This window comes from Streptomyces sp. NBC_00102 (assembly GCF_026343115.1).
GTDB lineage: Bacteria > Actinomycetota > Actinomycetes > Streptomycetales > Streptomycetaceae > Streptomyces.
In genome coordinates this window covers 1528582-1552697 of the sequence record NZ_JAPEMC010000001.1, presented here as the reverse complement: position 1 = coordinate 1552697, position 24116 = coordinate 1528582, and the positions used below count along the sequence as shown (strand labels likewise).

Genomic DNA, 24116 nt, shown 5'->3' with positions numbered 1-24116 from the left:
CGCTTCAGACCTCGGCGCCGCTACTATCCGGCTTGGGGGAGGACCAAGTGCCTGTGGGTGTCCTCACTCCGTCGGGACCCTCGAATGTGACCCGGGCCTCGAAGGAAGCGCGCCGCGTCGCGCGACGGAGCGCCCGCAGGAGTACCGGCCCCACGGCGAGCGTCAGCACCACGGTCAGGGCCGCGCGGCCCAGGTCCCAGCCGAGCGAGGTGGTCAGGCAGTACGCCAGGAAGCGGACCAGGTTCTCGTGCACCGGGTCGCCCGCCACGAAGGAGATGCCCGAGCCGAGGCCGGGCACGATCGTCCAGCCGTAGAGGTTCATGACCGTGCCGTAGAGCAGCGAGGCCAGCGCGCCGTACGCCGCGAGCATGGCGGTCTCCGCCCGGCCGCGCAGCCGATCCGGCCCCGGCAGCAGCCCCGCGCCCATGGTGAACCAGGCCATCGACAGCATCTGGAACGGCATCCACGGCCCGACCCCGCCGGTGAGCAGCGCCGACGCGAACATGGTGACCGCGCCGAGCACGAAGCCGAAGCCGGGGCCCAGCACCCGGCCGCTGAGCACCATCAGGAAGAACATGGGCTCCAGCCCGGCCGTCCCCGCGCCCAGCGGGCGCAGCGCGGCACCGACGGCCGCGAGCACCCCGAGCATCGCGACGGCCTTCGCGTCCAGCCCTGCGTCCGCGACGGTCGCCACGGCCACCGCCACCAGCAGCGGCAGCAGCGCGCCGAAGAGCCAGGGCGCGTCCTGGGCGTGCGCGGTACCGAAAGCGGGCCCGGCGAGCAGCGGCCAGCCGAAGGCCGCCACCCCCACCGCGCTCACCAGCACCAGCGTCACGACCGAACGCGGCCCCAGCCGGACCGGGCGCACCCGCCGGCCGGCCCGGGCGTGGGGCTCGTCGGCCAGGGGCGCGCCGCCGGCCACGGGTGCGCCGGCGGTCACGCGGTCGCCGCTCACGCCCCGGCCTCCAGGGCCGTGCGGACCTGGTTCACGGTGAGCCACTCCTGCGGGGCGAGGATCTTCGCGGTCTGCGGGGCGTACGCGGGCGAGGAGACGACCACCTGCCGGGTCGGGCCGTCCGCGACGACCTCCCCGCCGGCCAGGATCACCACCCGGTCCGCGAGCTCCGCCGCCAGCTCCACGTCGTGGGTGGCCAGGACGATGCCGTGCCCCTCGCCCGTCAGCTCGCGGAGCACCCCGACCAGCCGGGACTTGGCCGCGTAGTCGAGCCCCCGGGTCGGCTCGTCCAGCAGGATCAGCGGCGGCCGGGCGGTCAGGACGAGCGCCAGGGCCAGCGTCAGCCGCTGGCCCTCGGAGAGGTCACGGGGGTGGGTGGCGTCCGCCACCCCGGGCAGCAGACGGGAGACGAGGGCCCGGCAGCTGCCCGCCGGGGCGCCCGCGTCGGCGTCGGCCGCCGCGCACTCGGCGGCGACCGTCTCCGCGTAGAGCAGATCGCGGGGCTCCTGGGGCACCAGCCCGACCCGCCGCACCATCGTGCGCGGGTCCGTACGGGACGGCTCCAGGCCGCCCACCCGGACCCGGCCCGCGGTGGGCGGGACCACGCCGACGAGCGCCCCGAGCAGGGTGGACTTCCCGGCGCCGTTGCGGCCCATCAGGGCCACGGTCTCCCCGGCCCGGACGTCCAGGCTCACCGAACGCAGCGCCTCCACCCGGCCGCGCCGCACCCCGAGGCCCTCGGTCCGCGCCAGGGACCCGGTGGGGCCGGCCGCGGACGTGGCCCCGGGGCCGGTGGTACGGGACCGGCGCGCACGCCGGAGCCCGAAGAGCCCGGAGCGCGGCGCGGGCGCCGGCGCGAGGCTTCCGGAAGCAGTGGTGAGTGCGCCGGACACGGGAGGTACGGGAGGTACGGCAGGCACGTCCGGCGGCGTCGGGCCGGCGGGCGTCCGGGCGGCCAGCCGCTCGCGCAGCCCCGCCGCCCGCCGCCGGGCGTCGCGTACGGACAGCGGCAGCGGGTCCCAGCCGGCCAGCAGACCCAGCTCGGCGACGGGCGGCCGGACCGGCGAGACGGCCATGATCTGCGCGGGTGCGCCCACCACGGGGGCGGCGCCCGGCGCGGGCAGCAGCACGACCCGGTCCGCGTACTGCACCACGCGCTCCAGCCGGTGCTCGGCCATCAGCACGGTCGTGCCCAGGTCGTGGACGAGCCGCTGGAGCACCGCGAGAACCTCCTCGGCCGCCGCGGGGTCCAGGGCGGAGGTCGGCTCGTCGAGCACCAGCACCTTCGGGTGCGGGGTCAGCACCGAACCGATCGCGACCCGCTGCCGCTGGCCGCCGGAGAGCGTGGCGATCGGCCTCTCCCGCAGCTCCGCGAGCCCCAGCAGGTCGAGAGTCTCCTCCACACGGCGGCGCATCACGTCCGGGGCGAGCCCCAACGACTCCATGCCGTACGCGAGTTCGTCCTCCACCGTGTCGGTGACGAAGTGCGCGGACGGGTCCTGGCCCACCGTGCCCACCAGATCGGCGAGTTCACGCGGCTTGTGGGTACGCGTGTCCCGCCCGTCGACGGTGACCCGGCCGCTCAGCGTTCCCCCGGTGAAGTGCGGCACCAGCCCCGGCACCGCGCCCAGCAGCGTCGACTTGCCGACCCCGGACGGGCCGACGAGCAGCACCAACTCGCCCTCGGGCACGGTCAGGTCGACGCCCGACAAGGTGGGTCCGGCCGCGCCCTCGTACCGTACGGAGACCTGCTCGAACCGGATCACTGGTCCTCCTTCGGATACGGCGGTACGGCAGCCGGCCGCGGCGGTACGGGGGCGGCGAACGCGGGCAGCAGCCCGATCAGGATGCCCGCGGCGGGCCACAGCGGCAGCACCGGCGGGGCCGGCGGGACGACGCCGGGCCGCAGCGCGGCCGGGTCCGCCGAACCCGCCCGGATCAGCACCGCGGCCACCAGCACGCCCGACCCCGCCACCAGCCACGCCCGCACACCCCACCGGTCGGGCCGGTACCGGGTACGCACCGAGCGCCGGCCGCCGAGGCGCAGCCCGGCCATCGCCGCGAGGAGGCCCGCCAGCAGCAGCGGCAGCCCGTAGACCGCGCCCTCCGCGGCGAGCAGCCCGTACGTACCGGCGCACACCCCCAGCAGGCCGCCGAGGGTGAGGGCGTTGGTGGTGTGCCGGACCCGGGCGGGGACCCGGGCGGTCCGTCCGTAGCCGCGCGCGTCCATGGAGGCGGCCACCGCCACCGACCGCTCCAGCGCGCCCTCCAGCACCGGCAGACCGATCTGGGCGACCGCCCGGATGCCGCCGGTGGGGCGGCCCCGCAGCCGACGGGCGGTGCGCAGCCGCGCCACGTCCGCGACCATGTTCGGCGCGAACGTCATGGCGACGACGACCGCCACCCCCGCCTCGTACAGCGCGCCCGGCAGCGACTTCAGCAACCTGGCCGGACTGGCGAGGGAGTTGGCCGCACCGACGCAGATCAGCAGGGCGGCCATCCGCGCCCCGTCGTACAGCGAGAAGAGCAACTGCTCCCCGGTCACCCGGCCGCCGATCCGGACGCCCTCGGCCCAGCCGGGCAGCGGCACCTCGGGGAGGGTGAAGAGGGTGTGCGTACCCGGGATCGACGACCCCAGGAACGCCGAGAACAGCAGCCGCACCCCGACGACGAAGAGCCCGAGCTTGACGAACGCCCCGTACGAACGGGCCCACGGCGCGTCCGTGCGCCGCGCGGCCACCACATAACCCGCCACCCCGACCAGCAGCCCGAGCAACAGCGGGTTGGTGGTGCGGGACGCCGCGGTCGCCAGACCCAGCGCCCACAGCCACCACGCGCCGGCGGGCAGCGCGTTGCTCCGGTGCGCCCCGGGGGCGCGCAGGCCGCGCACCCGGCCCGTCGCGGCGGGAAGGCGGCTCATCGCCGGCGGCGCGCCTGGAAGACGGCGGCGCCGCCGAGGACGACGACGGCACCGATTCCGGCGAGCAGGCCCACGGAAGGGCCGCCGGCGTCACCGTCCGCCGCCGTCTTCTCCGAAGAGGAGGACGGGGCGGACGCGGTCCCGGCGGGCTCCGGCGAGGCGTCGCCCGCGAGCTGCTCGCCGCAGCCGGTCCGCGGGTAGCCCGAGATGGCGCAGAGCAGCGCCGCGCTGTCGTACCGCAGCGGCTTCGCGACCGAGGCCAGCGCCTCGGCGGTGCTCGCGTCCGGGGCGACCCGGGCGCAGGCGGTGCGCAGCGCCGGCGGCTGCTCCCCGGCGGGGGCGTCGGCCGCCGTACCGGGGTCGATGACCAGCGCGACGCGCTTGCTGCCGTCCTTCGCGGGGGTGTTCCCGCAGACGGCGGCGAAGTCGGGGGTACGGCGCGGCTGGGCCGCGTCGCCGGAGTCCTCGCTCACCGCGAACCGGAAGCCCTGTACCGACCCGTCGTCGGGGCGGACGAGGGACGGCCCCTGGGTGGCGTACGTCCACCGCGGGCCGTCGCTCTCCCAGAAGGACCAGTAGCGGTAGCCGGCGGCCTCGGCGGTGCCCGCGACGCAGAGCGACACGGCCGCCGCGAGCGCCGTCAGCAGGGCGAGTGCCACCGCACGGCGGACGCGGCCTCGTCGCGGTGGCCGGTTTTGGAACCCGGGGGTGGTCACCGGCCGCCCTTGTCCTTGCGCCGGTTGCTGATCAGGAAGCCGATGCCCGCGCCGAAGGCGAGGCCGACGCCCACCAGCCACCACACGCCGACGCCGGAACCGTCGTCGGCGGCGGCGGAGTCGGCGGAGGCGAGGGTCGGCGTGGGGGAGGGGACCGCGGTCGCGGCGGGCGCCGGGCCGGTCGCGTTGAGCTGGGCGACGAGGTCGGCGCCGCCGAAGTCGCGGGCGTCGGTGCCGGTCGCGTGCGCCGCGAGGATCAGCTGCGCGTACGCGGCCGGGCCGGACTGCTTCGCCCAGGCGGCGGAGTTCTTCTCCAGCCAGGTGACGGCGGTCGCGGCCTTGTCGCGGTGGCCGGCGGCGGCCAGCGCCACGACGGCGTCCGCCGTGTTGCCGAAGTCGGGCTGGGGGTCGGTGGTCTCGGAGCCCGGCATGGGTGCCTGGTCGAGGTGGCCGGAGGCGGCGAGCGCGCCGGTCAGCCAGTGCGCGCCGTTCTGGGCGACCTGCTCGGTGGTGAGGCCGGTGCCGGTCGTGCAGACGGGGGCCTTGCCGGGGTTGTAGCTGCCGGCCGCCAGGCCCTTGCCCATGGTGCCGAGCACGGCCGCCGCCGTGGCGTCCGCGTTGGCGGCGAGCGCGCCCTTCTTGTCCGGCTGGTAGGCGAACGCGCCGCCGTCCTTCCCGCCACACGGCAGCGCGAGCGTGCGCAGCAGGTCGTACGGGGTGTGCCCGGCGGACGAGGTCACGTCGGCCAGCTTCTTGCCCGCGCGGGCGAAGGCGCCGACGACTATCGCGGTCGAGTTCGCGTCGCTCGGGCTGCCGGCCGAGTAGCCCCAGCCGCCGTCCTCGTTCTGCACGGACGCCAGCCAGTCGATGCCGTTCTCCACGGCCGCCTTCTCACCGGTCAGCTCGGCGAGCGCCTGCACGGCGGCGGCGGTGGCGTTGGTGTCCGTCATCGTCTTGGCGTCGCACGGCTCACGGAAGTCGCGGTAGGAGGGGAAGGCGCCGCTGTCGCACTGCTGGAGCTTCAGCCAGTTCACCGCCTCCACGGACGGGGTGACGTACTCGAGCTTCTGGGCCAGGAAGGCCAGCGACTGGCGCCAGACCCCGTCGTACGTCGGGTCCGAGGTGCCGTACAGCCCGGCGTGCGGGTCGGAGGGCACGGTGAGGGAGGCCGAGGGTGACGGAGTGGAGTCCGCCATCGCCGCCGGGGCGGCGAACGCCAGGAGCACGGCGGTGGACGCGAGCGCGGCTGCGCTGCGGCGTACGGTCATGACGGGCGAGGGCCTCTCCTGCGGGGGCCGGGCGCGTGCACGGGTCGGTGCCGGGCTCGGCTCCGTCTGTGGCGACGGATGCGGGCCACCGGACCACCCGGCGGCATCGGCCGTTCGCACCCGCGCACCGGATTCCGCCCGGGATGCGGGCGGTTCGCGGACGGCGGCGGCCCGGCGAGAACCGGGGCCGGGCGGGGAGTTGCACCGGTTCGCACCGGTTTCCCCCGTACGGGCGTGAAGAACGACGGGTTCACTCTACCGGGGGAGCCGGTACCGGCCCCGAGGCCGGTCGCCCGGAGTGTACGCAGGTCCCGGGCGGGAGCACCTCAACGGGAGGGCGCGGGGTCGAGCAGCCGGCAGACCGTCTCGACGTCCGTCCGCACCTGTGCGGCCGGGGCACGGCCGGAGAGCCAGGAGGTGAGGGTGCAGTGCCAGGTGTGCTCGACCACCCGCACCGCCGACAGCTGTCCGGCGTCCGGGTCCGTCAGCCCCGCGGCGTCCAGGACGATCTCCGTGACCAGCCGGGAGACCGCGTCCACCTCGGCGCGCACGCTCCGGTCGGCGAACGCCCATGCCCGCAGCATGGCGTCCGCGAGCTCCGGTTCGCGGCGCAGCGACCCGAAGGCGCGCAGCAGCGTCGCGGCGGCCCGCTCGCCCGGAGTGCGCCCGGCCGGCGGGTGCTCGGCCGCCGTGGTGCGGAGCAGCCGCAGCCGGTCGTGCAGGGTGGCGACCAGCAGGTGCGCCTTGGACGGGAAGTAGCGGTAGAGGGTGCCGAGGGCGACGTGGGCGGCCTCCGCGACCTCGCGCATCTGCACGGCCTCGAATCCGCCCTTCCCGGCGAGTTCCGCCGTGGCGTCCAGGATGCGTGCGCGGCGGGCCCGCTGGTCCGCGGTGAGGGGGAGCGCCGGAGACCGGGCGTCGGCGGTCATGGGCACCGCTCCCTTCCGCGCCGTGGCGTGAATCACCTGATCCGGTCGCCGCGTCGACGCTACCTGCCGGTAGATTCGATCCTCATTGGACGGGCCGGTCTGAAACTTGTTCCAGATTATCGGCAACGGTTACGCTCCGGCGGAACGCAGACGAAGGGGGCCGGGAGTGACCGCTGAGGCCATGGAGACGGACCCCGGCGCCGGATACGGCGCTCCTGCCGCACCGGACGACCGCCCGCTGCGCATCGCCCTCCTCACCTACAAGGGCAACCCGTTCTGCGGCGGCCAGGGCGTCTACGTCCGCCACCTCGGCCGCGAGCTCGCGCGCCTCGGCCACACCGTCGAGGTGATCGGTGCCCAGCCCTACCCGGTACTCGACGAGGGCGTGCCGCTCACCGAACTGCCCAGCCTCGACCTCTACCGGCAGCCCGACCCGTTCCGGACCCCCGGGCGGGGCGAGTACCGCGACTGGATCGACCTCGCCGAGGTCGCCACCATGTGGACCGGCGGTTTCCCCGAACCGCTCACCTTCTCGCTGCGGGCCGGACGCCATCTGCGAGCCCGCAGCGGCGAGTTCGACGTGATCCACGACAACCAGACACTCGGCTACGGCCTGCTCGGTGACCTCGGCGCCCCCCTCGTCACCACCATCCACCACCCCATCACCGTCGACCGCCGGCTCGACCTGGCCGCCGCCACGACCCGGCGGCGCGCCCTCTCCGTACGCCGCTGGTACGGCTTCACCCGCATGCAGAAGCGGGTCGCCCGCCGGCTGCCGCACGTCCTCACCGTCTCCGGCTCGTCCCGCCAGGAGATCGTCGACGACCTCGGGGTGCGCCCCGACCGCGTCGACGTCGTCCACATCGGCGCGGACACCGACCTCTGGTCGCCCGACCCGTCGGTCCGCGAGGTGCCCGGCCGGATCGTCACCACCTCCAGCGCCGATGTCCCCCTCAAGGGGCTCGTCCACCTCGTGGAGGCGCTCGGCAAGGTCCGGGCCGGCCACCCCGAGGCCCATCTCGTGGTCGTCGGCAAGCGCGCCGAAGACGGCCCGGTGGCCCGCGCCATCGAACGCCTCGGCCTGGCGGACGCCGTCGAGTTCGTCAAGGGCATCACCGACGCCGAACTCGTCGACCTGGTGCGCGGAGCCCAGGTCTCCTGCGTCCCCTCGCTGTACGAGGGCTTCTCGCTGCCCGCCGCCGAGGCGATGGCCACCGGCACCCCGCTCGTCGCCACCACCGGCGGCGCGATCCCCGAGGTCACCGGCCGCGACGGCGAGACCTGCCTCGCCGTGCCGCCCGGCGACCCCGACGCGCTCGCCACCGCTCTCACCCGGATGCTGGACGACCCGGAGCTGCGGGCCCGGCTCGGCGCGGCCGGCCGCGCCCGGGTCCTGGCCAACTTCACCTGGGCCGGAGCGGCGGCCGGCACCGCCGACCTCTACCGCCGGGCCATCGCCGCCCGGGGCGCCCGCAGATGACCTCCCGCGGCCGCACCCGCGACTCCGTCCTTTTCCTTTCTGGTGCCCGTACCACCGACCTCGAAGGCAGGCCCCCGTGCTGACCGTCGACTTCACCCGCTTTCCGCTCGCCGCAGGTGACCGTGTGCTCGATCTCGGCTGCGGCGCCGGCCGGCACGCCTTCGAGTGCTACCGGCGCGGCGCCCGGGTCGTGGCCCTGGACCAGAACGGCGAGGAGATCCGCGAGGTCGCCAAGTGGTTCGCGGCGATGAAGGCCGAGGGCGAGGCCCCGGCCGGCGCGACCGCCACCGCCATGGAGGGCGACGCCCTCAACCTGCCTTTCCCTGACGCCTCGTTCGACGTCGTCATCATCTCCGAGGTGATGGAGCACATCCCCGACGACAAGGGCGTCCTCGCCGAGATGGTCCGCGTCCTCAAACCGGGCGGCCGCATCGCGATCACCGTGCCCCGCTACGGCCCCGAGAAGGTCTGCTGGTCGCTCTCCGACGCGTACCACGAGGTCGAGGGCGGTCACATCCGGATCTACAAGGCCGACGAACTGCTCCGCAAGATCCGCGAAGCCGGCCTGAAGCCGTACGGCACCCACCACGCGCACGCCCTGCACTCGCCGTACTGGTGGCTCAAGTGCGCCTTCGGCGTGGACAACGACAAGGCTCTGCCGGTCCGCGCCTACCACAAGCTGCTGGTGTGGGACATCATGAAGAAGCCCGCGGTGACCCGGGTCGCCGAGCAGCTGCTCAACCCGGTCGTCGGAAAGAGCTTCGTGGCGTACGCGACGAAGCCGCACCTCCCGAAGGCAGAGGCGTGACCCTCCCCGAACGGACCGAACACCTCGTCCTGCCCGGCGTTCTGACGCCGGATCAGGCATCCGCGACCGTCACCGCACTGCTCGGCACCCAGTGCGAGGACGGCGCGCTGCCCTGGTTCCGCGGCCACCACCTGGACCCGTGGGACCACACCGAGGCGGCCATGGCCCTCGACGCGGCCGGCGAACACGAGGCCGCCGAGCGCGCGTACGAGTGGCTGGCCCGCAGTCAGAATCAGGACGGCTCCTGGTACGCCGCCTACCACGACGGCGACCCGGAACGCCCCACCGACCGCGGCCGGGAGTCCAACTTCTGCGCCTACGTGGCCGTCGGCGTCTGGCACCACTACCTCGCCACCGGGGACGACGCGTTCGTCGACCGGATGTGGCCGATGGTCTTCGCCGCGGTCGAGTTCGTCCTCGGCCTCCAGCAGCCCGGCGGTCAGATCGGGTGGAAGCGCGAGGAGGACGGCACCCCCGTCACCGACGCGCTGCTGACCGGATCCTCCTCGGTCCACCACGCCCTGCGCTGCGCCCTCGCCCTCGCGGAGCGGCGCGAAGAACCCCAGCCCGACTGGGAGTTGGCCACCGGAGCGCTGGCCCACGCCATCGTCGCGCACCCGGAACGCTTCCTGGACAAGGGCCGCTACTCGATGGACTGGTACTACCCGGTCCTCGGCGGCGCGATCACCGGCGCGGCGGCCCAGCAGCGCATGGCCGAGCGCTGGGACGAGTTCGTCGTACCCGGCCTCGGTGTGCGCTGCGTACTGCCCAACCCCTGGGTCACCGGCGGCGAGAGCTGCGAACTCGCCCTGACGCTCTGGGCGATGGGCGAGTCCGACCGGGCGCTGGAGATCCTCCAGTCCATCCAGCATCTGCGCGAACCCGGCGGCCTCTACTGGACCGGATACGTCTTCGAGGGCGAACGCGCCTTCTGGCCCGAGGAACTCACCTCCTGGACCGCCGGATCACTGCTGCTCGCGGTGGCCGCACTCGGGGGGGACGAGGCGACCACCGCGGTCTTCGGGGGAGAACGGCTGCCGAGGGGCCTGGAGCCCGACTGCTGCTCCTGACCGGCCACCGCCCGCTTTCGGGGCGGTGCGCGCCGTCCGTCCGTGTGCTGTTCGGGTGCGTGTCGTTCGGGTGCGTGCCGTTCGGGTTGTGTGCCGTTCGGGTTGTGCGTCGTTCGGGTTGTGCGTCGTTCGGATGGTGCGTCGTTCGGATGGTGTGTCGTTCGGGTCGTGCGTCGTCGTTCAGCTGTGGCGGAGACGGCCTGCCACCGCGTGCCCGACGAAGAGGTAGACGGCGGCGGCCAGTCCGTAACCGGCGACCACTCGCGCCCACGCCTTGTCGAAGGTGAACAGGTCGTACGACCAGCCGGCCAGCCATCGGGCGGAGTCCTGGACGAACTGCACCAGTTCGTTGCCCCTGTTGGCGTCGAACAGGTACATCAGGATCCACAGAATGATGATGAAGGCCATGACGTCCGCGATGACGGCGATCGCGCGTCCCGCGGTACTGCTTCCTGAGCCTCGTCTGTAGGACATGCACACCGGATTGCCGCAGTTTCCGGCCTGAAACCCGGACGGCCGAACCCGGTGGCGGCCTTCCGTGCTCCGGGCGAGCCTGGCGGGGAGTACCGGTGTCCGCCCGGCACTCGCAGGGCGTCCGGCGGGTCAGGGCCGGAGACCGCCCAGCCGCCCGGTCAGAAAGGCCCGCCGTGCCCCGTCCCGTACCGCTCCGCCGCCTGCCGGCGGCGCTGCTGCTCGCCTGTGCCCTGCTCGTCGCCACCACGGCCTGCGACAGCGGCGACGACCAGCAGATGGTCTCCTCCGACGCGTCGGTCGTCGCCCCCACGGCGACCGCCGAGAAGCAGCGGCTCGCCAAGACCAGGTTCGTCGCCAACGCGGGCCTCGCGGCCGGAGCCGCGTACCAGTGGATCGTGAAGCCCTACCGCGCGGGCAAGTTCAAGAAGGGCACGGACGGCCGGACCCTCGCCGTCGCCAAGGCGGGCCTCGCGGGCGGGTTCGCGTACAACCGCCTGAAGGCGGCGGCCGGCAACGCCAAGGCCGACCCGCTCCTCTCCCAGGCCGTCGCGCCGCTCACCGCGGGCATCGAATCCCTCAAGGAACTGGCCGCGAAGTTCCGCAAGGGCGAGGCGGGGGACTCCGACATCGGAACCCTCGAAGGCGTCATCGACAGCGTCAAGGACGCCGGGAAGAGCGCCGGGGCCGAGGTGACGAACCAGATCCCGTCGGTGTCCCAACTGAGAGCCGTCCCGTAATCCCCGGTGGGTGCGCGACGGATGACGGGACATCCCTCGGCCGGCTGGGGCGGCGCGGTGTCGGTCGCCGGAAAAGCGGTCATAGAACCGGTCGGGTCGGGTCGATATTTCGGAACCGAACATCACGATCCTGTCCGCCCCGACGGAATTGTGGCTTCCGTCACTGTGTGCGCGTGCGCGTGAGTGATCAACTGACCCGATGCTGATCAAGCTGATTCTCCGTATCCTTCCCTTCTACATTCGCGAGCCCCTGGCCATGGTCATCTGTCTCGTTCTTTGCGGTGCCTGCGTCCGCAAGCTCGCCGAGTCCTTCGAATGGCAGCCCGCCGCCCTCGCCGCTGTCTTCCTCGGAATCGCCGTGGTGAGGGGCTTCATGTTCCGGAACGAATGGAGATCCCGCGAGAAAGCGGAACCGGCGGTGTGACATCCGGAACCGGCAGTGTGACATCGCATTTTCGGGGTGGCGCAGGGCGGGCTCGTCATTGAGCCGGGGTGATTTCAGCCTGCGGGACAACCCTTGGCTTTCGATAAGCCCCGCCTCCGTAACGCGTCGTTTTCCGTGACGTCGACAGGAGTTTTTGGTCCCGACGGTCCGCGGCGGCACCGGAACACGGCAGCCCCGAAAACCGCATGCGTCCGTGATCTCGGCCGTGCCAGGATGGCGGCGGAGAGAGAGGTCCTGTGGACGAGACGAACCGGTTCCGCGAAGCGGTGGCCGAGTGGGCCGCCGACGGGGCGTCGGCCGTCGGGGCCGCGGGGGTGGCGCGGGAGCTCGCCGGGGGTGTGCGGACCGTCGTGCTCGTCGAGGGCGCGAGCGATCTGATCGCGCTGGAAACGCTCGCCGCGCGCGACGGCCGCGATCTGGGTGCCGAGGGTGTCGTGGTGGTACCGCTCGGAGGAGCGACGAACATCGGGCGTTACCTGGACGTGTGCGGACCGCCCGGGCTGGACCTCGCCCTGGCCGGTCTCTGCGACATCGGCGAGGAACGCCACTTCACGCGCCACCTGGAACGGGTCGGCGCCGCGTCCGGCCTCACCCGTACCGGACTGGAGGCGCTCGGCTTCCAGGTGTGCTCGGCCGACCTGGAGGACGAGCTGATCCGCGCGCTCGGTGCCGAGGGTGTGCGCGAGGTGATCGGACTCCTGGGCGAGACACGCCCCTTCCAGACCTTCCAGGGCCAGCCCGCCCAGCGCGAGCGGCCCGTCGAGCACCAACTCCGCCGCTTCATGGGCACGCACAGCGGCCGCAAGGCCCTCTACGCGCGGGCACTCGTCGCGCACCTGGACCACGACCGCGTGCCGCGGCCGCTGGAACACCTTCTCGCGCGCGTCTGAGCCGGCCGGCACCCAGTGCCGCGTCGGCCGAGTCCCGCCCGTCGCGGCGTCCGGGCGGACGGCGCCACTGTCGAACCACGCCTTAGGATGCCGGGATGACCGCTCTTGCGTACGAACGCTACTGCGACGAACTCCTCGTCCAGACGAACCGGTTGAGGTCCGTCCTCGACGGCGCGGACCTCGCGGCCAAGGTCCCCACCTGCCCCGAGTGGACTCTGCGCGATCTCGCGGTGCACGTCGGAGGAGCCCACCGGTGGGCCGGTGAAATGGTACGGACGCGGGCGGCGGAGGAGCTCGCCGACGAGCTGGTCCCGGGCGGCGGAGGCCCGCGCGCCGAAGGCCCGGACACCGAGGTTCCGGACGGGGCGGGGAGCGGCGACGACCACCGCGCCGCCCTCGACGCGTGGCTGGCCGAAGGCGCGTCGGCGACGGCGGCGGCGCTGCGGGAAGCCGGGCCGGACGCTGCCGTCTGGAGCTGGGGAGGCGACCCCCGGGCAGCCTTCTGGGCCCGTCGCATGACCCACGAGACCGTGGTGCACCTCGCCGACGCGGCCCTCACCACCGGGGCCGCCTACACCCAGGAACCCGAGGTCGCCGCCGACACCATCGACGAGTGGCTCTCCATCGTTCTCCACGCCCAGCGCAACGGCGACCCCGAGGCCGCCGAACTGCGCGGCGGCGGACGCTCCCTGCACCTGCACGCCACCGACCGGCCCGGCGCCGAATGGCTCATCGAGTTCCACGAGGACGGCTTCACCTGGCGGCACGCCCACGCGAAGGCCACCGTGGCCGTGCGGGGCACGCTCACCGACCTGATGCTGCTCATGAACCGGCGGCTCACGCCCGGCGCCGACGGCCTGGAGGTGCTCGGCGAGGCGGCACTGCTGGACTTCTGGCTCGCGCGCTCGTCCTTCGGGTGAACGAGGCCGCGAGTAAAACGCGTTGACGGAACACGAAGGCCCCCGACCGCTGAACTCCGGCGGTCGGGGGCCTTCGTGGTGAACGGGCGGGCGGATCAGCCGCGCTGGATGCCCGAGGTGTCCCGCAGGGCGCCGCGGCGGCCGTCCTGCGTCTGCGCGATCAGGGTCTGGCCGTGCTGCTCGACCGCCAGGTACCAGGTACCCGGGGCCAGTTCGGCGATCTGGCCGGACGAGCCGTCCTCGCCGTACAGCGGACGCGGCACCGGCACCGCGAACCAGAACGGCGTGAAGTCGCCGGCCGGGGCACCACCGGACTGCGGGGCCTGCGGCGCCTGGGCGGCCTGCGGGGCCGGCTGCGCACCGAACGTCTGGGGCTGCCCGGGCTGCGGGGCGCCGCCCTGCGAGCCGAAGGGCTGCTGCTGGCCCGGGTAGCCGTACCCCTGGCCCTGCGGCTGCGCGCCGTACGGAGACGCGGTGGCCGGAGCCGGCCGGGGGCCGGACGAGAGCGGCGCCTTGAGCGCGGGAACCAGTGGTCCGGCAACCGCCGCACCGGCGAGCACCAGGGTGGCCAGCAGGCCGAGGATCAGCCCGGCACCGGCGTCACCGGCGTCGATGGTCGTCCAGAACGCGGTCCACAGCGCGAAGACGGTCAGGGCCACGCCGAACTGCCCGAGGTCCAGACCGACGATCTTGCGGCCCGGCGTCGAGCGGCTCACGATCAGCAGCGCCGCTCCGATGACACCGGCCAGGAAGATGCTCATGAGGAGCGAGAGCGAATCCCAGGCGCTCGCGCTGTCGTAGCCCGAGCAGTCGATGCCGCGGGGGCACTCGTAACCGGAGAGGTCGAGGAAGGAGGCGATGAACAGCACGACCGCTGCTCCGATCACCACGCCGTCGCCTCTAGTGAGGGAGCGGATATTCACGTGAAGGTCCTTAGTCGGTCGTCTCGTCGGGGACGGTCGTCGCTGCGCCCGGGGCTCTCCCGCGGACGCGCCGAGAAGCCCGGGGCGGCTCCCCATCGTACGGATGAATCTATCGTCTGCCCGGGCGGGTTGGCCCCCGGCTTGCGGGACGGGCCGCCATCCCCCCGATATCACCGCAGAGCTACCCCGTACCGGGGCGGAACTACCCCTTCAGGTACACGGCGATGCCGTCGCTGATCCCCGCTGCCGCCCGCTGCCGCCAGCTCGCGCTCGTCAGCAGGGCGGCGTCCTTCGGATCGCGCATGTTGCCGCACTCGATGAACACCTTCGGAACCGTCGACATGTTGAGCCCGCCGAGGTCGTCGCGCACGTCCAAACCCGTACCGCCGCCGATGTAGTTGGACGGCGCGCTTCCGGTGGCCGCCACGAACCTGCCCGCGATCCGGGTGCCCAGATCGCGCGAGGGGTCCACGATCTTCGAGGTGTCCGCCGCCCCGTCCCGTACGAGCGCGGGCAGGATCACGTGGAACCCCCGGTTGCCCACGGCCGAACCGTCCGCGTGGACGGACACCACGGCGTCCGCCTTCGCCGTGTTGCCGATCCGGGCACGTTCGTCCACGCACGGGCCGTACGCGCGGTCGTCGTCGTAGGTGAGGAGCACCTTCGCGCCCTGCGCCTCCAGCAGTTCGCGCATCCGGTGGGCCACGTCCAGGGTGAACCGGGCTTCCGCGTAACCGGCGTTGGTCGACGTCCCTGTGGTGTCGCACTCCTTGTGGCCCGTACCGATGTTCACCTGCCGCGCGATCTCACGGGTGTGCTCGTGGTTGTGCGGGTTGTGGCCGGGGTCGATCACCACCGTCCGGCCCGCGAGCGGCCCCTTCGGCACGTTCTTGCCGGCCCCGGACGGGGAGTCGGACCGTGCGGCCCCGGACGGTAGCGGGGCCCCGGAGGACGTTCCCGTCGCCGGAGCCCCCGCGCGCGGCTGCGCCTTCACCTCGGTACCGCCGCACCCGGTGAGGACGGACAGGCAGAGGACGGCGAGCGTGGCCGGCCCCGCGGCACGGACCGCCCGGCGGACAGCCGGACGCGCGGTGGTCGGAGCGGACGCGGCGGGCAATGTGGGGGGAACGCTGTTGTACGGCACGCGGGCGATGCTACCGACGGGCCCGGGGCCAGTCGTACGGGTCACGCGGGGCCCGTGCACGCGACAGGCCCTCAGATCCCCTGCCCCGTACGCCGCAGCACGCGCAGTGAGTCGGTCACCGAGATCTCGGTGAACGCGCCCGAGGCGAGAGCCCGTCGGTGCACCCGGTACGGGGCCTGCCCGCCGTCCGCCGGATCGGGGAACACGTCGTGGATCACCAGCAGCCCGCCCTCGGCGAGGTGGGGCGCCCAGCCCTCGTAGTCGCCGTTCGCGTGCTCGTCGGTGTGCCCGCCGTCGATGAAGACGAGCCCGAGCGGCCCGCCCCAGACCGCCGCGACCTGCGGGGAACGCCCCACCAGCGCCACCACGTGGTCCTCCAGACCGGCCGCGTGCAGGGTCCGGCGGAAGGTGGGCAGCGTGTCCATCCGGCCCACCTCGGGGTCGACGAGGGACGCGTCGTGGTACTCCCACCCCGGCTGCTGCTCCTCGCTGCCCCGGTGGTGGTCCACGGTGAGCGCCGTCAGTCCCGCGGTACGGGCCGCGCCGGCGAGCAGCACGGTGGAGCGCCCGCAGTAGCTGCCGACCTCCAGCAGCGGCAGCCCGAGCCGTGCGGCGTCGACGGCCGCCGCGTACAGCGCCAGCCCCTCGTGCACCGGCATGAACCCCTTGGCCTTCTCGAAGGAGGCCAGCACCTCGTCGGCGGGGCGGGCGTCGGGATCGGCTACGGGAGCGGCGGACTCGGCGGACACGGGTTCCTCCAGGTGGTACGGGTGTGTCGACGGCGGCCCCATCGTGCCGCACGCCCCCGCCGGACGGACCGGCGGGGGCGTGCGGGGGTGCTTCCGGCGGGAACCGCCAGGGATCAGGCGTGCTGCCCGTCCGCGAGCGCCTCCGGGGCCTCGCGGACCGCGTCGGCGGCCTGCGGGACCGCGGCGGTACGGCGCTCCGGGGTGGTCGCGGTCATGACCAGATCGGTCACCACCGGCCGCCCGTTCGTCGCGCACACGGCGGGCCGGGCACGCGGCGCGTAACCGGCCGCGGTCACGACCAGCACATGGCCCGGCTCGGGGGCGGCGGCCAGCGCGTACCGCCCCGCGTCGTCGGCGACGGCCAGACCGGCCTGCCGGCCCTGCCGGTCGACCAGGGTCACGGTCGCCCGTGCCACCGGCGCGCCCGCCGCGTCCAGCACCCGGCCGTGGAAACCGCCGGAGCCCGCGACGATCCGGGAACCGCCGGCGGACGGCGCGGACGCCTGGCCGTGGAGCACGGCGTCGATCGCCACCAGCGCCTCCGCCTCCGCCAGCATCGCCTCGCTTTCGCTGTCGGCGACCAGCACCGGACGTGAGGACGGGCGCTGCGAGGGCAGGAACGCGGCCAGTACCAGACCGGCCAGCACGGCCCCGGTCGCGATCAGGAAGGACAGCCGGAACCCGTGCATCGAGGGAACCGCCGTCCCGCCCAGGTGGACGGAGGTGTTCGCCAGGACCATGCCGATGACGGCGCTGGACACCGAGGTGCCGATCGACCGCATCAGCGTGTTGAGGCCGGTCGCGGCCCCGGTCTCGGAGGCGTCCACCGCACCGACGATCAGCGCCGGCAGCGAGGAGTAGGCCAGACCGATGCCCGCGCCCAGCACCGTGGAGATCACCAGGGTCTGCCAGGCCGCGTCCATCAGCAGGGTCCCGGCCCCGTAGCCGACCCCGATGACCAGCATGCCGATCATCAGGGAGACCTTCGGGCCGCGCCGGGCGGCGATCCACGCGTACACCGGAGCGGTCAGCATCATGGTCAGCCCCAGCGGCGCCATGCACAGGCCGGCGACCACCATGGACTGGCCGAGGCCGTACCCGGTGGAGGTCGGCAGCTGGAGCAGCTGCGGGATCACCAGCGACACGGCGTAGAAGGAGACGCCGACCATGATCGAGACCAGGTTGGTCAGCAGCACCTCGCGCCGGACCGTGGTCCGCAGGTCCACCAGCGGTGCCTTGTTCCGCAGCTCGTAGACGCCCCAGGCCACCAGGACCAGCAGTCCGGCGGCGATCAGACCGAGCGTGAGCGGCGCGGTCCAGCCCCACTCGCTGCCCTTGGTGACCGGCAGCAGCAGGGCCACCAGGCCGAGCGAGAGCCCGAAGGCGCCCGCGTAGTCGAAGGTGCCGGGCGCGCGCAGCGGCGACTCGGGCACCAGGAAGACCGTCAGCAGCAGAGCCACCAGACCGACGCCCGCCGAGCCGAAGAAGAGCGCGTGCCAGTCGGCGTGCTGGGCGACCAGCGCCGCGGCGGGCATACCGAGCCCGCCGCCCACCCCGATCGAGGAGCTCATCAGGGCCATCGACGAACCGAGCTTCTCCGGCGGCAGCTCGTCGCGCATGATGCCGATGCCGAGCGGGATCGCGCCCATGGCGAATCCCTGGAGCGCCCGTCCGACGATCATGATGACGAGGTCGTCGGTGAAGCCGCAGACGAGCGAGCCGATCACCATCACGGCGAGGCTGGCTATCAGCAGGCGCCGCTTGCCGTACAGATCGCCGAGCCGCCCCATGATCGGGGTGGACACGGCACCGGCGAGCAGGGTCGCCGTCATCACCCACGTCGCGTTCGACTGGGCGGTGTGCAGAAGAGCGGGCAGGTCCTTGATGACGGGTACGAGCAGGGTCTGCATCACCGCGACGGTGATGCCCGCGAAGGCCAGTACGGGGACGAGCGCTCCCCTGGGTTCCTTGATCTCCTGAAGCGGACCGGGGCTTCCCCCGGTGATCTGTTCGTTCGTCGTCCGTTGCATACGTTCGCCTTCCGGGCGGCATGGGTCACCGGAGGGTCCCCCCAAGTGCATGCATACCGAACGCTTCTGGGGGCGGGTGTATTCCCGGGATAAGGGTGCTCGAACTCAGTTGCGTTATTGGCCTGTTGCTGATGGCTGGATACCCGCGTCCCCCCTGAAGTGCTCCCCGCGGATGTTCCGGGCGGATGTTCCGGCAGGCCGAAATCGTTCGAGCGGTTGCCGGGTGCGGCACCAAGGGCTGACCGCCGTACCGCCCGCTGCCGACGGCGGCTCCGGCCGCTCCGGCGGCTCCGGCGCTTCCGGGGGCGTAGGCCCAAGGTCCGACCCCGCTCCCTCCCCCGCGCCGTGTACGGGCGGTGCGGCGCCAGGGACGATGGCGGACATGACAGACCTTTCCCTGGACGACGCCTCCCCGGACGGCCTCTCCTCCGGCGGCCGCACCCCGGACACCCGCACCGCTCCCCGTCGGCTGAGACCGCGCACCTGGGCGGCGGTGGTGGCGGCCTGCACCGGTCAGTTCCTCGTCGTGCTCGACGTGTCGGTCGTCAACGTGGCGCTGCCGTCGATGCGGACCGACCTGGGGCTGAGCGCCTCCGGGCTCAGCTGGGTCCTCAACGCCTACTCGATCGCCTTCGCAGGCTTCATGCTGCTCGGCGGACGGGCCGCCGACCTCTTCGGCCGCAAGCGGATGTTCCTCGTCGGCCTCGGGCTCTTCACCGCGGCCTCCCTCGCGGGCGGGCTCGCCCAGGAGGGCTGGCAGCTGCTTGCCGCCCGCGCCGGACAGGGGCTCGGCGCCGCCGTCCTCTCACCGGCGACCCTCACGCTCCTCACCGCCGCACTCCCGGAAGGCCCCGCGCGCGTCCGCGCGATAGGCACCTGGATGGCGGTCGGCGCGGGCGGCGGAGCGGCGGGCGGCCTGGTCGGCGGGGTCCTCACGGACCTGCTCTCCTGGCGCTGGGTACTCCTGATCAACGTCCCCGTCGGCGCCCTGGTCCTCGCCGGTGCCGCCTTCCTGCTCGCCGAGGGCCGGGGCGGTGAACGGCGCCGGATCGACCTGCCGGGCGCCGTCCTCGTCACCGCGGGCCTCGCCGTCCTGGCGTACGGCATCGTGCAGACCGAGGCGGCCGGCTGGACGGACCCCGCGACGCTCGTGCCGCTGTCCGGCGGCCTGGCCCTGCTCGGTGTGTTCGTGCTGGTCGAGTCGCGTACGGCCGCCCCGCTGATGCCCCTGCGGGTGCTCGGCGTACGGGCCGTGGCCTCGGCCAACGCCGCCATGCTGCTGCTCGGCTCGGCCACCTTCTCGATGTGGTACTTCATGACCGTGTACGCGCAGAACGTCCTCGGCTACACCCCGCTGGAAGCCGGACTCGCCCTGCTGCCCACCTCCGCCGCGATCGTCCTCGGCTCGAAACTCGCCCCGCGCTTCATGGCGCGTACCGGCGCGAAGCCGATGGCCCTCACCGGCATCCTGCTCACGGTCGCGGGCTTCGGCTGGCAGTCCACCATGGGCGCCGACAGCCACTACGCGGCCGGCATCCTGCTCCCCGGCATCCTGATGGCCTTCGGTATGGGCTTCGTCTCCACCCCGCTCGCCTCCCTCGCCACCTCCGGCGCCGCGCCGGGGGACGCCGGACTCGTCTCCGGCCTGGTCAACACCTCCCGCACGATGGGCGGGGCGCTCGGACTCGCCGTCCTCTCCACCGTCGCCGCCGCCCGCACCGGCGACTCGGCCACCCCGGCGGACCTCACCGCCGGTTACGCCCTCGCCTTCCGTACCGCCTCCGGGGTGCTGCTGGCGGCGGCCCTGCTGGTGCTCCTCTGGCTGCCGGGCGCGAAAGCGGCGCAGGATGCGAAAGCGCCGCGGGGATGACTCAGAGCCAGCCCTGCTGACGGGCCGCCCGGGCCGCCTCGGTGCGGTTGCGGGTGCCGGTCTTGCCGATCGCGGAGGAGAGGTAGTTGCGCACCGTCGACTCCGACAGGTGCAGCCGGCGCGCGATGTCCGCGACGGTCGCCCCGTCGGAAGCCGCGTTCAGCGCGTCCCGCTCCCGGGCCGTCAGCGGACTCGGCCCCGCCCCGAGCGCGGCCGCCGCGAGGGCCGGATCGACCACGGTCTCCCCGCCCAGCACCCGGCGGATCGCCCCGGCCAGCTCCTCCACCGGGCCGTCCTTGACCAGGAAACCCGAGGCGCCCGCCTCCATCGCGCGCCGCAGATACCCGGGCCGGCCGAACGTCGTCAGGATCAGCACCCGGCACTCCGGCACCTGTTCCCGCAGATCGGCGGCGGCGTCCAGACCACTGCGCACCGGGAGTTCGATGTCGAGCAGCGCCACGTCCGGCCGGGAGGTGAGCGCCGCGGGCACGATCTCGTCCCCGGAGCCGACCTGGGCGACCACCTCGAAATCCGGCTCCATCCCCAGCAGCAGGGCGAGCGCGCCCCGCATCATGCCCTGGTCCTCGGCGAGCAGAACGCGCACGGAGCGGGTGGGGCGGTGGTCCTGCGGCATCTCGGTCACGGGGACGAGGGTATGACGGGCGGCCGGGCGCGGCACCGTGGCCGTCGTGGCCGTTCCGGGGCCCGCGCCCTCCGTCCGGTACGGTCCGCCGCCCCGTTCCCCTATGCACCCGGCTCCCCGTCCCCCCCTTCCTCGCCCGGTTCTCCCGGCAGCTCCGCCCGTACGACGAAGCCGCCGTCCGGTCCCGGGCCGGCCCGCAGCGAGCCGCCCGCGAGGGCCAGCCGCTCGGAGAGCCCCACCAGGCCCGTACCCCCGTACGCGTACGGGGGCTTCTCGACGGCCTGTCCGGGGTCCCGGCCGGGCCCGGCGCCGTCGCCGGGGCCGTCGTCGGTGACCGTCAGCAGCACCCGCTCGGTCCCGGACGCGACGGCGAACACGCAGTGGGTCGCGCCGCTGTGGCGTACGACGTTGGTCACCGCCTCGCGCACCACCCAGCCCAGCAGCGCCTCGGCGCGCGGGGTGAGCGGGGGCCCGGTGCGGTGCACCGTGCCCTCGATCCCCACAGCGGTCAACGCCGATACGGCGCGGTCCAGTTCACCGGTGAGGCTGCCCTCGCGGTATCCCGTCACCGCTTCCCGTACCTCGGTGAGCGCCTGTCTGCCGACCGACTCGATGTCCGCGATCTGCCCCAGAGCCGCGTCCAGGTCCCGAGGAGCCAGCCTGCGGGCCGCTTCCGACTTCACCACGATCACCGACAGGGTGTGCCCCAGCAGATCGTGCAGGTCCCGGGAGAACCGGAGCCGCTCCCGCTCCACCGCGCCCCGCGCCAACTCGGCCTGTGTGGAACGCAGTTCCCGTACGGCTTCGGAGAGGGCGAGGATCGCCGCCGTCACCGCGCCGGACAGGAAGGTCCCGTAACCGATCGTCCACGGATCCGCCGCGTGGTCGCCCCGCCAGGCGGCGACGGCCACGCCGCAGGCGGACAGGCCGACGAGCGCGCAGGCCAGCTGCCGGTCGCGCAGGATCGTGCCGCAGGCCAGGGAGAGCAGCGGGAAGAAGAGCAGCCAGCTCCCGCCGTACCCGATCGCCAGCCCGAAGGTGATCGCCCCCATCGCGCCGAGCAGCCCGTACGAGAGGGGAGTCCGCCGCCGGGCAGGGACGAAACTCCGGAACACCACCTGGATGTAGAGGGAGTTGAACAGCAGAACACCCAGCGCACCCACCCACGGATTCGGGGTCTCGCCCTTCCAGAGGTTGGAGAATGCGCCGAGCCCGAGCAGCAGCCAGGGCATCAGTGCGTACGGACCCGGGCCCGCCGATCGCCGGCCCAGGGGCGACAGCCTCCACCGGCCGTGCGAGGGCTCCGCGCACTCCGGGTCGGCCGGTTCCACCGGGGCCTCGCCTTTCACGGGGGTCTTGCCCTTCACTGGGTCCTCGCCTTCGGAGTCCTGGTCGTCACAAGGTCTTCGCCGTCACGGGGTCCTCGCCGTCACAGGGTCTTCGCCGTCACAGGGTCCTCGCCGCGCGGCGGTACGAGCCGACCGCGTATCCGCCGAACAGTGCTCCCCAGGCGAGGAGTTCGGCGACCGAGGAGAGGTTGGGAGCCTGGCCGGCGATCGTCGTCCAGCCGAGATCCGCGAAACCGTGTGCGGGGGTGTGGGCACCGACGGCCCGGACCGGACCGGGCAGGGTGTCCAGCGGGAACCACAGCCCGCCGATCACCGCGAACCCCGTCATGCAGGCGATGTTGATCACCCCGGTGCCCTGAGGGGTGAGGCGGTAGCCGTTGCCGATGCCCAGCAGGGTGAACGGCAGCGTGCCCACCCACAGCAGCGCCACCAGCAACACCCACTGCGACCAGCCGAGTTGGATGCGGTTCACCAGCGCTCCCGCCAGCAGCACCCCGGCCACCGCGGGCAGGACGGTCACCGAACCGCTGAGCGCCCGGCCCACCACGATCCGCGACGGGGCGAGCGGAGTGATCCGCAACTGCTTCAGCCAGCCGAGCGACTTGTCGGACGCGATCCCCGTACCGACCGACATCGCAGAGCCGAGCGCCCCGTACGCGGCCATGCCGGTCATCGAGTAGGCCCGCCAGTCGTCGGCGCCCGACCCGCCCCCGGAGGTGTCGCCGATGTTGGTGAAGAGCAGGTACATCAGGACCGGCATCCCCGTCCCGAAGATCAGGAACGCGCCGTCGCGCAGGGTCCGGCGGACTTCCAGCATCACGTACGCGTACATCAGCGTGTCTCCTCGGGCGTCTCGGCGGGGCCTGGGAGGGTCCCGGCGGCGGTCAGGGCGAGGAACGCGTCCTCCAGCGTGGCGCGCGACACGGTCAGTCCGCGCACCGCGTCCATCCCGGCCAGCGCGACGACGGTGGCGTCCGGGTCCGCCGAACGCAACAGAGCACGTCCGCCCCGGACTTCGATGCCCAGCACCCCCGGCAGACGGTCCAGCCCCTCCGCCGAGCCGCCCGCCAGGTCGATCCCGACGAGACCGCCCCCCATGGCACCGCGTATGCCGTCCCCGCTGTCGTCCGCGACGATCCGCCCCTTGTCGAGGACGACGATGCGGGCGGCGTTCTCGTCCGCCTCCTCCAGGTAATGCGTGGAGAAGAGCACGGTGTTGCCGCGCTCCGCGAAGGCGCGCATCGAGTCCCAGAACGCCCTCCGGGCCTCCACGTCCAGCGCGGCGGTCGGCTCGTCCAGCACGATCAGCCGGGGATTTCCCGCCAGCGCGACCGCGAAGCGGACCCGCTGCGTCTGGCCACCGGAGAGCTTGTCGATCCGGCGGTCCGCGAACGCCGAAGCGCCCGAGAGCTCCAGGACCTCACCGAGCTTCATCGGCGCGGGATAGGTGGACGCCACGAACCCGACCAACTCCCGCACGGTCACCCGGGGAATCGGCCGCCCCTCCTGGAGCATCGCGCCGACCAGCCCCGCCCGCACCGACCGGTCAGGGGTGCGGCCGTACAACTCCACCGTCCCCGCGTCCGGTTCGTCGAGTCCCAACAGCATCCCGATGGTGGTCGACTTGCCGGCGCCGTTGCGGCCCAGCAGCGCGACCGTCTCCCCGGCGCCGATCGTCAGATCGATCCCGTCGACCGCGCGCACGGTACCGCCCGAACGGCCCTCTGTCCGGAAGGACTTCGACACTCCGGCGAACCTCACCGCCGGAGTGTCGTCACCGCTCGCGCTCCCGTTCT

23 protein-coding genes are annotated in these 24116 nt (G+C 73.5%); 8 read left to right on the top strand and 15 right to left on the bottom strand.

Annotated elements, in window-relative coordinates; genetic code table 11:
• Positions 1–4: 4 nt before the first annotated feature.
• From OHA55_RS06875 to OHA55_RS06850, 6 genes are all read right to left on the bottom strand, one after another.
• Positions 5–904: an ECF transporter S component gene (locus OHA55_RS06875; protein WP_266710456.1), complete on the bottom strand. Its 900-nt coding sequence runs from the start codon at positions 902–904 to the stop codon at positions 5–7.
• A 47-nt stretch (positions 905–951) separates the two neighbouring features.
• A complete protein-coding gene (locus OHA55_RS06870) occupies positions 952–2721 on the bottom strand; it encodes an ABC transporter ATP-binding protein (RefSeq protein WP_266703779.1) in 1770 nt (589 codons plus the stop codon).
• Positions 2718–3875, bottom strand: a complete 1158-nt coding sequence (locus OHA55_RS06865) for a CbiQ family ECF transporter T component (protein WP_266703777.1) — start codon at positions 3873–3875, stop codon at positions 2718–2720. The genes OHA55_RS06870 and OHA55_RS06865 overlap by 4 nt, the downstream gene beginning before the upstream one ends.
• Positions 3872–4534, bottom strand: coding sequence for an SCO2322 family protein (locus OHA55_RS06860; protein ID WP_266710455.1), 663 nt, complete (start codon positions 4532–4534; stop codon positions 3872–3874). The genes OHA55_RS06865 and OHA55_RS06860 overlap by 4 nt, the downstream gene beginning before the upstream one ends.
• A gap of 53 nt (positions 4535–4587) precedes the next feature.
• A complete protein-coding gene (locus tag OHA55_RS06855; protein ID WP_266703775.1) occupies positions 4588–5859 on the bottom strand; it encodes a prenyltransferase/squalene oxidase repeat-containing protein in 1272 nt (423 codons plus the stop codon).
• A gap of 326 nt (positions 5860–6185) precedes the next feature.
• Positions 6186–6788 (bottom strand): TetR family transcriptional regulator, encoded by a 603-nt coding sequence (locus OHA55_RS06850; protein ID WP_266703773.1) that lies wholly within the window; start codon positions 6786–6788, stop codon positions 6186–6188.
• A 166-nt stretch (positions 6789–6954) separates the two neighbouring features.
• Between OHA55_RS06850 and OHA55_RS06845 the strand changes: the two genes are divergently transcribed.
• From OHA55_RS06845 to OHA55_RS06835, 3 genes are all read left to right on the top strand, one after another.
• Positions 6955–8268 (top strand): glycosyltransferase family 4 protein, encoded by a 1314-nt coding sequence (locus OHA55_RS06845; RefSeq protein WP_266703771.1) that lies wholly within the window; start codon positions 6955–6957, stop codon positions 8266–8268.
• A gap of 76 nt (positions 8269–8344) precedes the next feature.
• The gene (locus tag OHA55_RS06840; protein ID WP_266703769.1) at positions 8345–9076 is read left to right on the top strand and encodes a class I SAM-dependent methyltransferase; all 732 of its coding nucleotides are present in this window, start codon (positions 8345–8347) and stop codon (positions 9074–9076) included.
• Positions 9073–10146, top strand: coding sequence for a prenyltransferase (locus OHA55_RS06835; RefSeq protein WP_266703767.1), 1074 nt, complete (start codon positions 9073–9075; stop codon positions 10144–10146). Before OHA55_RS06840 ends, OHA55_RS06835 begins: the two co-directional genes overlap by 4 nt.
• Positions 10147–10326: 180 nt before the next feature.
• Here OHA55_RS06835 and OHA55_RS06830 read toward each other — a convergent pair whose 3' ends face one another.
• The gene (locus tag OHA55_RS06830; RefSeq protein WP_266703766.1) at positions 10327–10620 is read right to left on the bottom strand and encodes a hypothetical protein; all 294 of its coding nucleotides are present in this window, start codon (positions 10618–10620) and stop codon (positions 10327–10329) included.
• A 173-nt stretch (positions 10621–10793) separates the two neighbouring features.
• Here OHA55_RS06830 and OHA55_RS06825 point away from each other — a divergent pair, with 173 nt between their 5' ends.
• The 4 genes from OHA55_RS06825 to OHA55_RS06810 all read left to right on the top strand — a co-directional run bounded on the left by OHA55_RS06825 (position 10794) and on the right by OHA55_RS06810 (position 13612).
• Entirely contained in the window at positions 10794–11357 is a 564-nt protein-coding gene (locus tag OHA55_RS06825; protein WP_266703765.1) for a hypothetical protein, read from the top strand.
• Between the two features lie 199 nt (positions 11358–11556).
• Positions 11557–11781 carry a hypothetical protein gene (locus tag OHA55_RS06820; protein ID WP_266703764.1) on the top strand — a complete coding sequence of 75 codons (225 nt, stop codon included), beginning with the start codon at positions 11557–11559 and terminating at the stop codon, positions 11779–11781.
• Between the two features lie 257 nt (positions 11782–12038).
• Complete coding sequence (locus OHA55_RS06815) at positions 12039–12692, top strand: TOPRIM nucleotidyl transferase/hydrolase domain-containing protein (RefSeq protein WP_266703762.1); 654 nt, start codon at positions 12039–12041, stop codon at positions 12690–12692.
• Positions 12693–12787: 95 nt separating this feature from the next.
• Positions 12788–13612 (top strand): maleylpyruvate isomerase family mycothiol-dependent enzyme, encoded by an 825-nt coding sequence (locus OHA55_RS06810; RefSeq protein ID WP_266703760.1) that lies wholly within the window; start codon positions 12788–12790, stop codon positions 13610–13612.
• Between the two features lie 95 nt (positions 13613–13707).
• Here OHA55_RS06810 and OHA55_RS06805 read toward each other — a convergent pair whose 3' ends face one another.
• The 4 genes from OHA55_RS06805 to OHA55_RS06790 all read right to left on the bottom strand — a co-directional run bounded on the left by OHA55_RS06805 (position 13708) and on the right by OHA55_RS06790 (position 18458).
• Entirely contained in the window at positions 13708–14535 is an 828-nt protein-coding gene (locus OHA55_RS06805; protein WP_266703758.1) for a DUF5336 domain-containing protein, read from the bottom strand.
• Positions 14536–14737: 202 nt separating this feature from the next.
• A complete protein-coding gene (locus OHA55_RS06800) occupies positions 14738–15679 on the bottom strand; it encodes an N-acetylmuramoyl-L-alanine amidase (protein ID WP_266703756.1) in 942 nt (313 codons plus the stop codon).
• A gap of 71 nt (positions 15680–15750) precedes the next feature.
• Positions 15751–16338, bottom strand: coding sequence for a class I SAM-dependent methyltransferase (locus OHA55_RS06795; RefSeq protein WP_266710454.1), 588 nt, complete (start codon positions 16336–16338; stop codon positions 15751–15753).
• Between the two features lie 203 nt (positions 16339–16541).
• Complete coding sequence (locus OHA55_RS06790) at positions 16542–18458, bottom strand: MFS transporter (protein ID WP_266703754.1); 1917 nt, start codon at positions 18456–18458, stop codon at positions 16542–16544.
• Positions 18459–18831: 373 nt separating this feature from the next.
• Between OHA55_RS06790 and OHA55_RS06785 the strand changes: the two genes are divergently transcribed.
• Complete coding sequence (locus OHA55_RS06785) at positions 18832–20328, top strand: DHA2 family efflux MFS transporter permease subunit (protein WP_266703752.1); 1497 nt, start codon at positions 18832–18834, stop codon at positions 20326–20328.
• Position 20329: 1 nt separating this feature from the next.
• On the opposite strand, the gene OHA55_RS06780 is transcribed toward OHA55_RS06785, so the two are convergent.
• The 4 genes from OHA55_RS06780 to OHA55_RS06765 all read right to left on the bottom strand — a co-directional run bounded on the left by OHA55_RS06780 (position 20330) and on the right by OHA55_RS06765 (position 24081).
• Complete coding sequence (locus tag OHA55_RS06780; RefSeq protein ID WP_266710453.1) at positions 20330–20962, bottom strand: response regulator transcription factor; 633 nt, start codon at positions 20960–20962, stop codon at positions 20330–20332.
• Positions 20963–21072: 110 nt separating this feature from the next.
• A complete protein-coding gene (locus tag OHA55_RS06775; RefSeq protein WP_266710452.1) occupies positions 21073–22203 on the bottom strand; it encodes a sensor histidine kinase in 1131 nt (376 codons plus the stop codon).
• Positions 22204–22417: 214 nt separating this feature from the next.
• The gene (locus tag OHA55_RS06770; protein WP_266703750.1) at positions 22418–23152 is read right to left on the bottom strand and encodes an ABC transporter permease; all 735 of its coding nucleotides are present in this window, start codon (positions 23150–23152) and stop codon (positions 22418–22420) included.
• Positions 23152–24081, bottom strand: a complete 930-nt coding sequence (locus tag OHA55_RS06765; RefSeq protein ID WP_266703748.1) for an ABC transporter ATP-binding protein — start codon at positions 24079–24081, stop codon at positions 23152–23154. The genes OHA55_RS06770 and OHA55_RS06765 overlap by 1 nt, the downstream gene beginning before the upstream one ends.
• Positions 24082–24116: the final 35 nt, after the last annotated feature.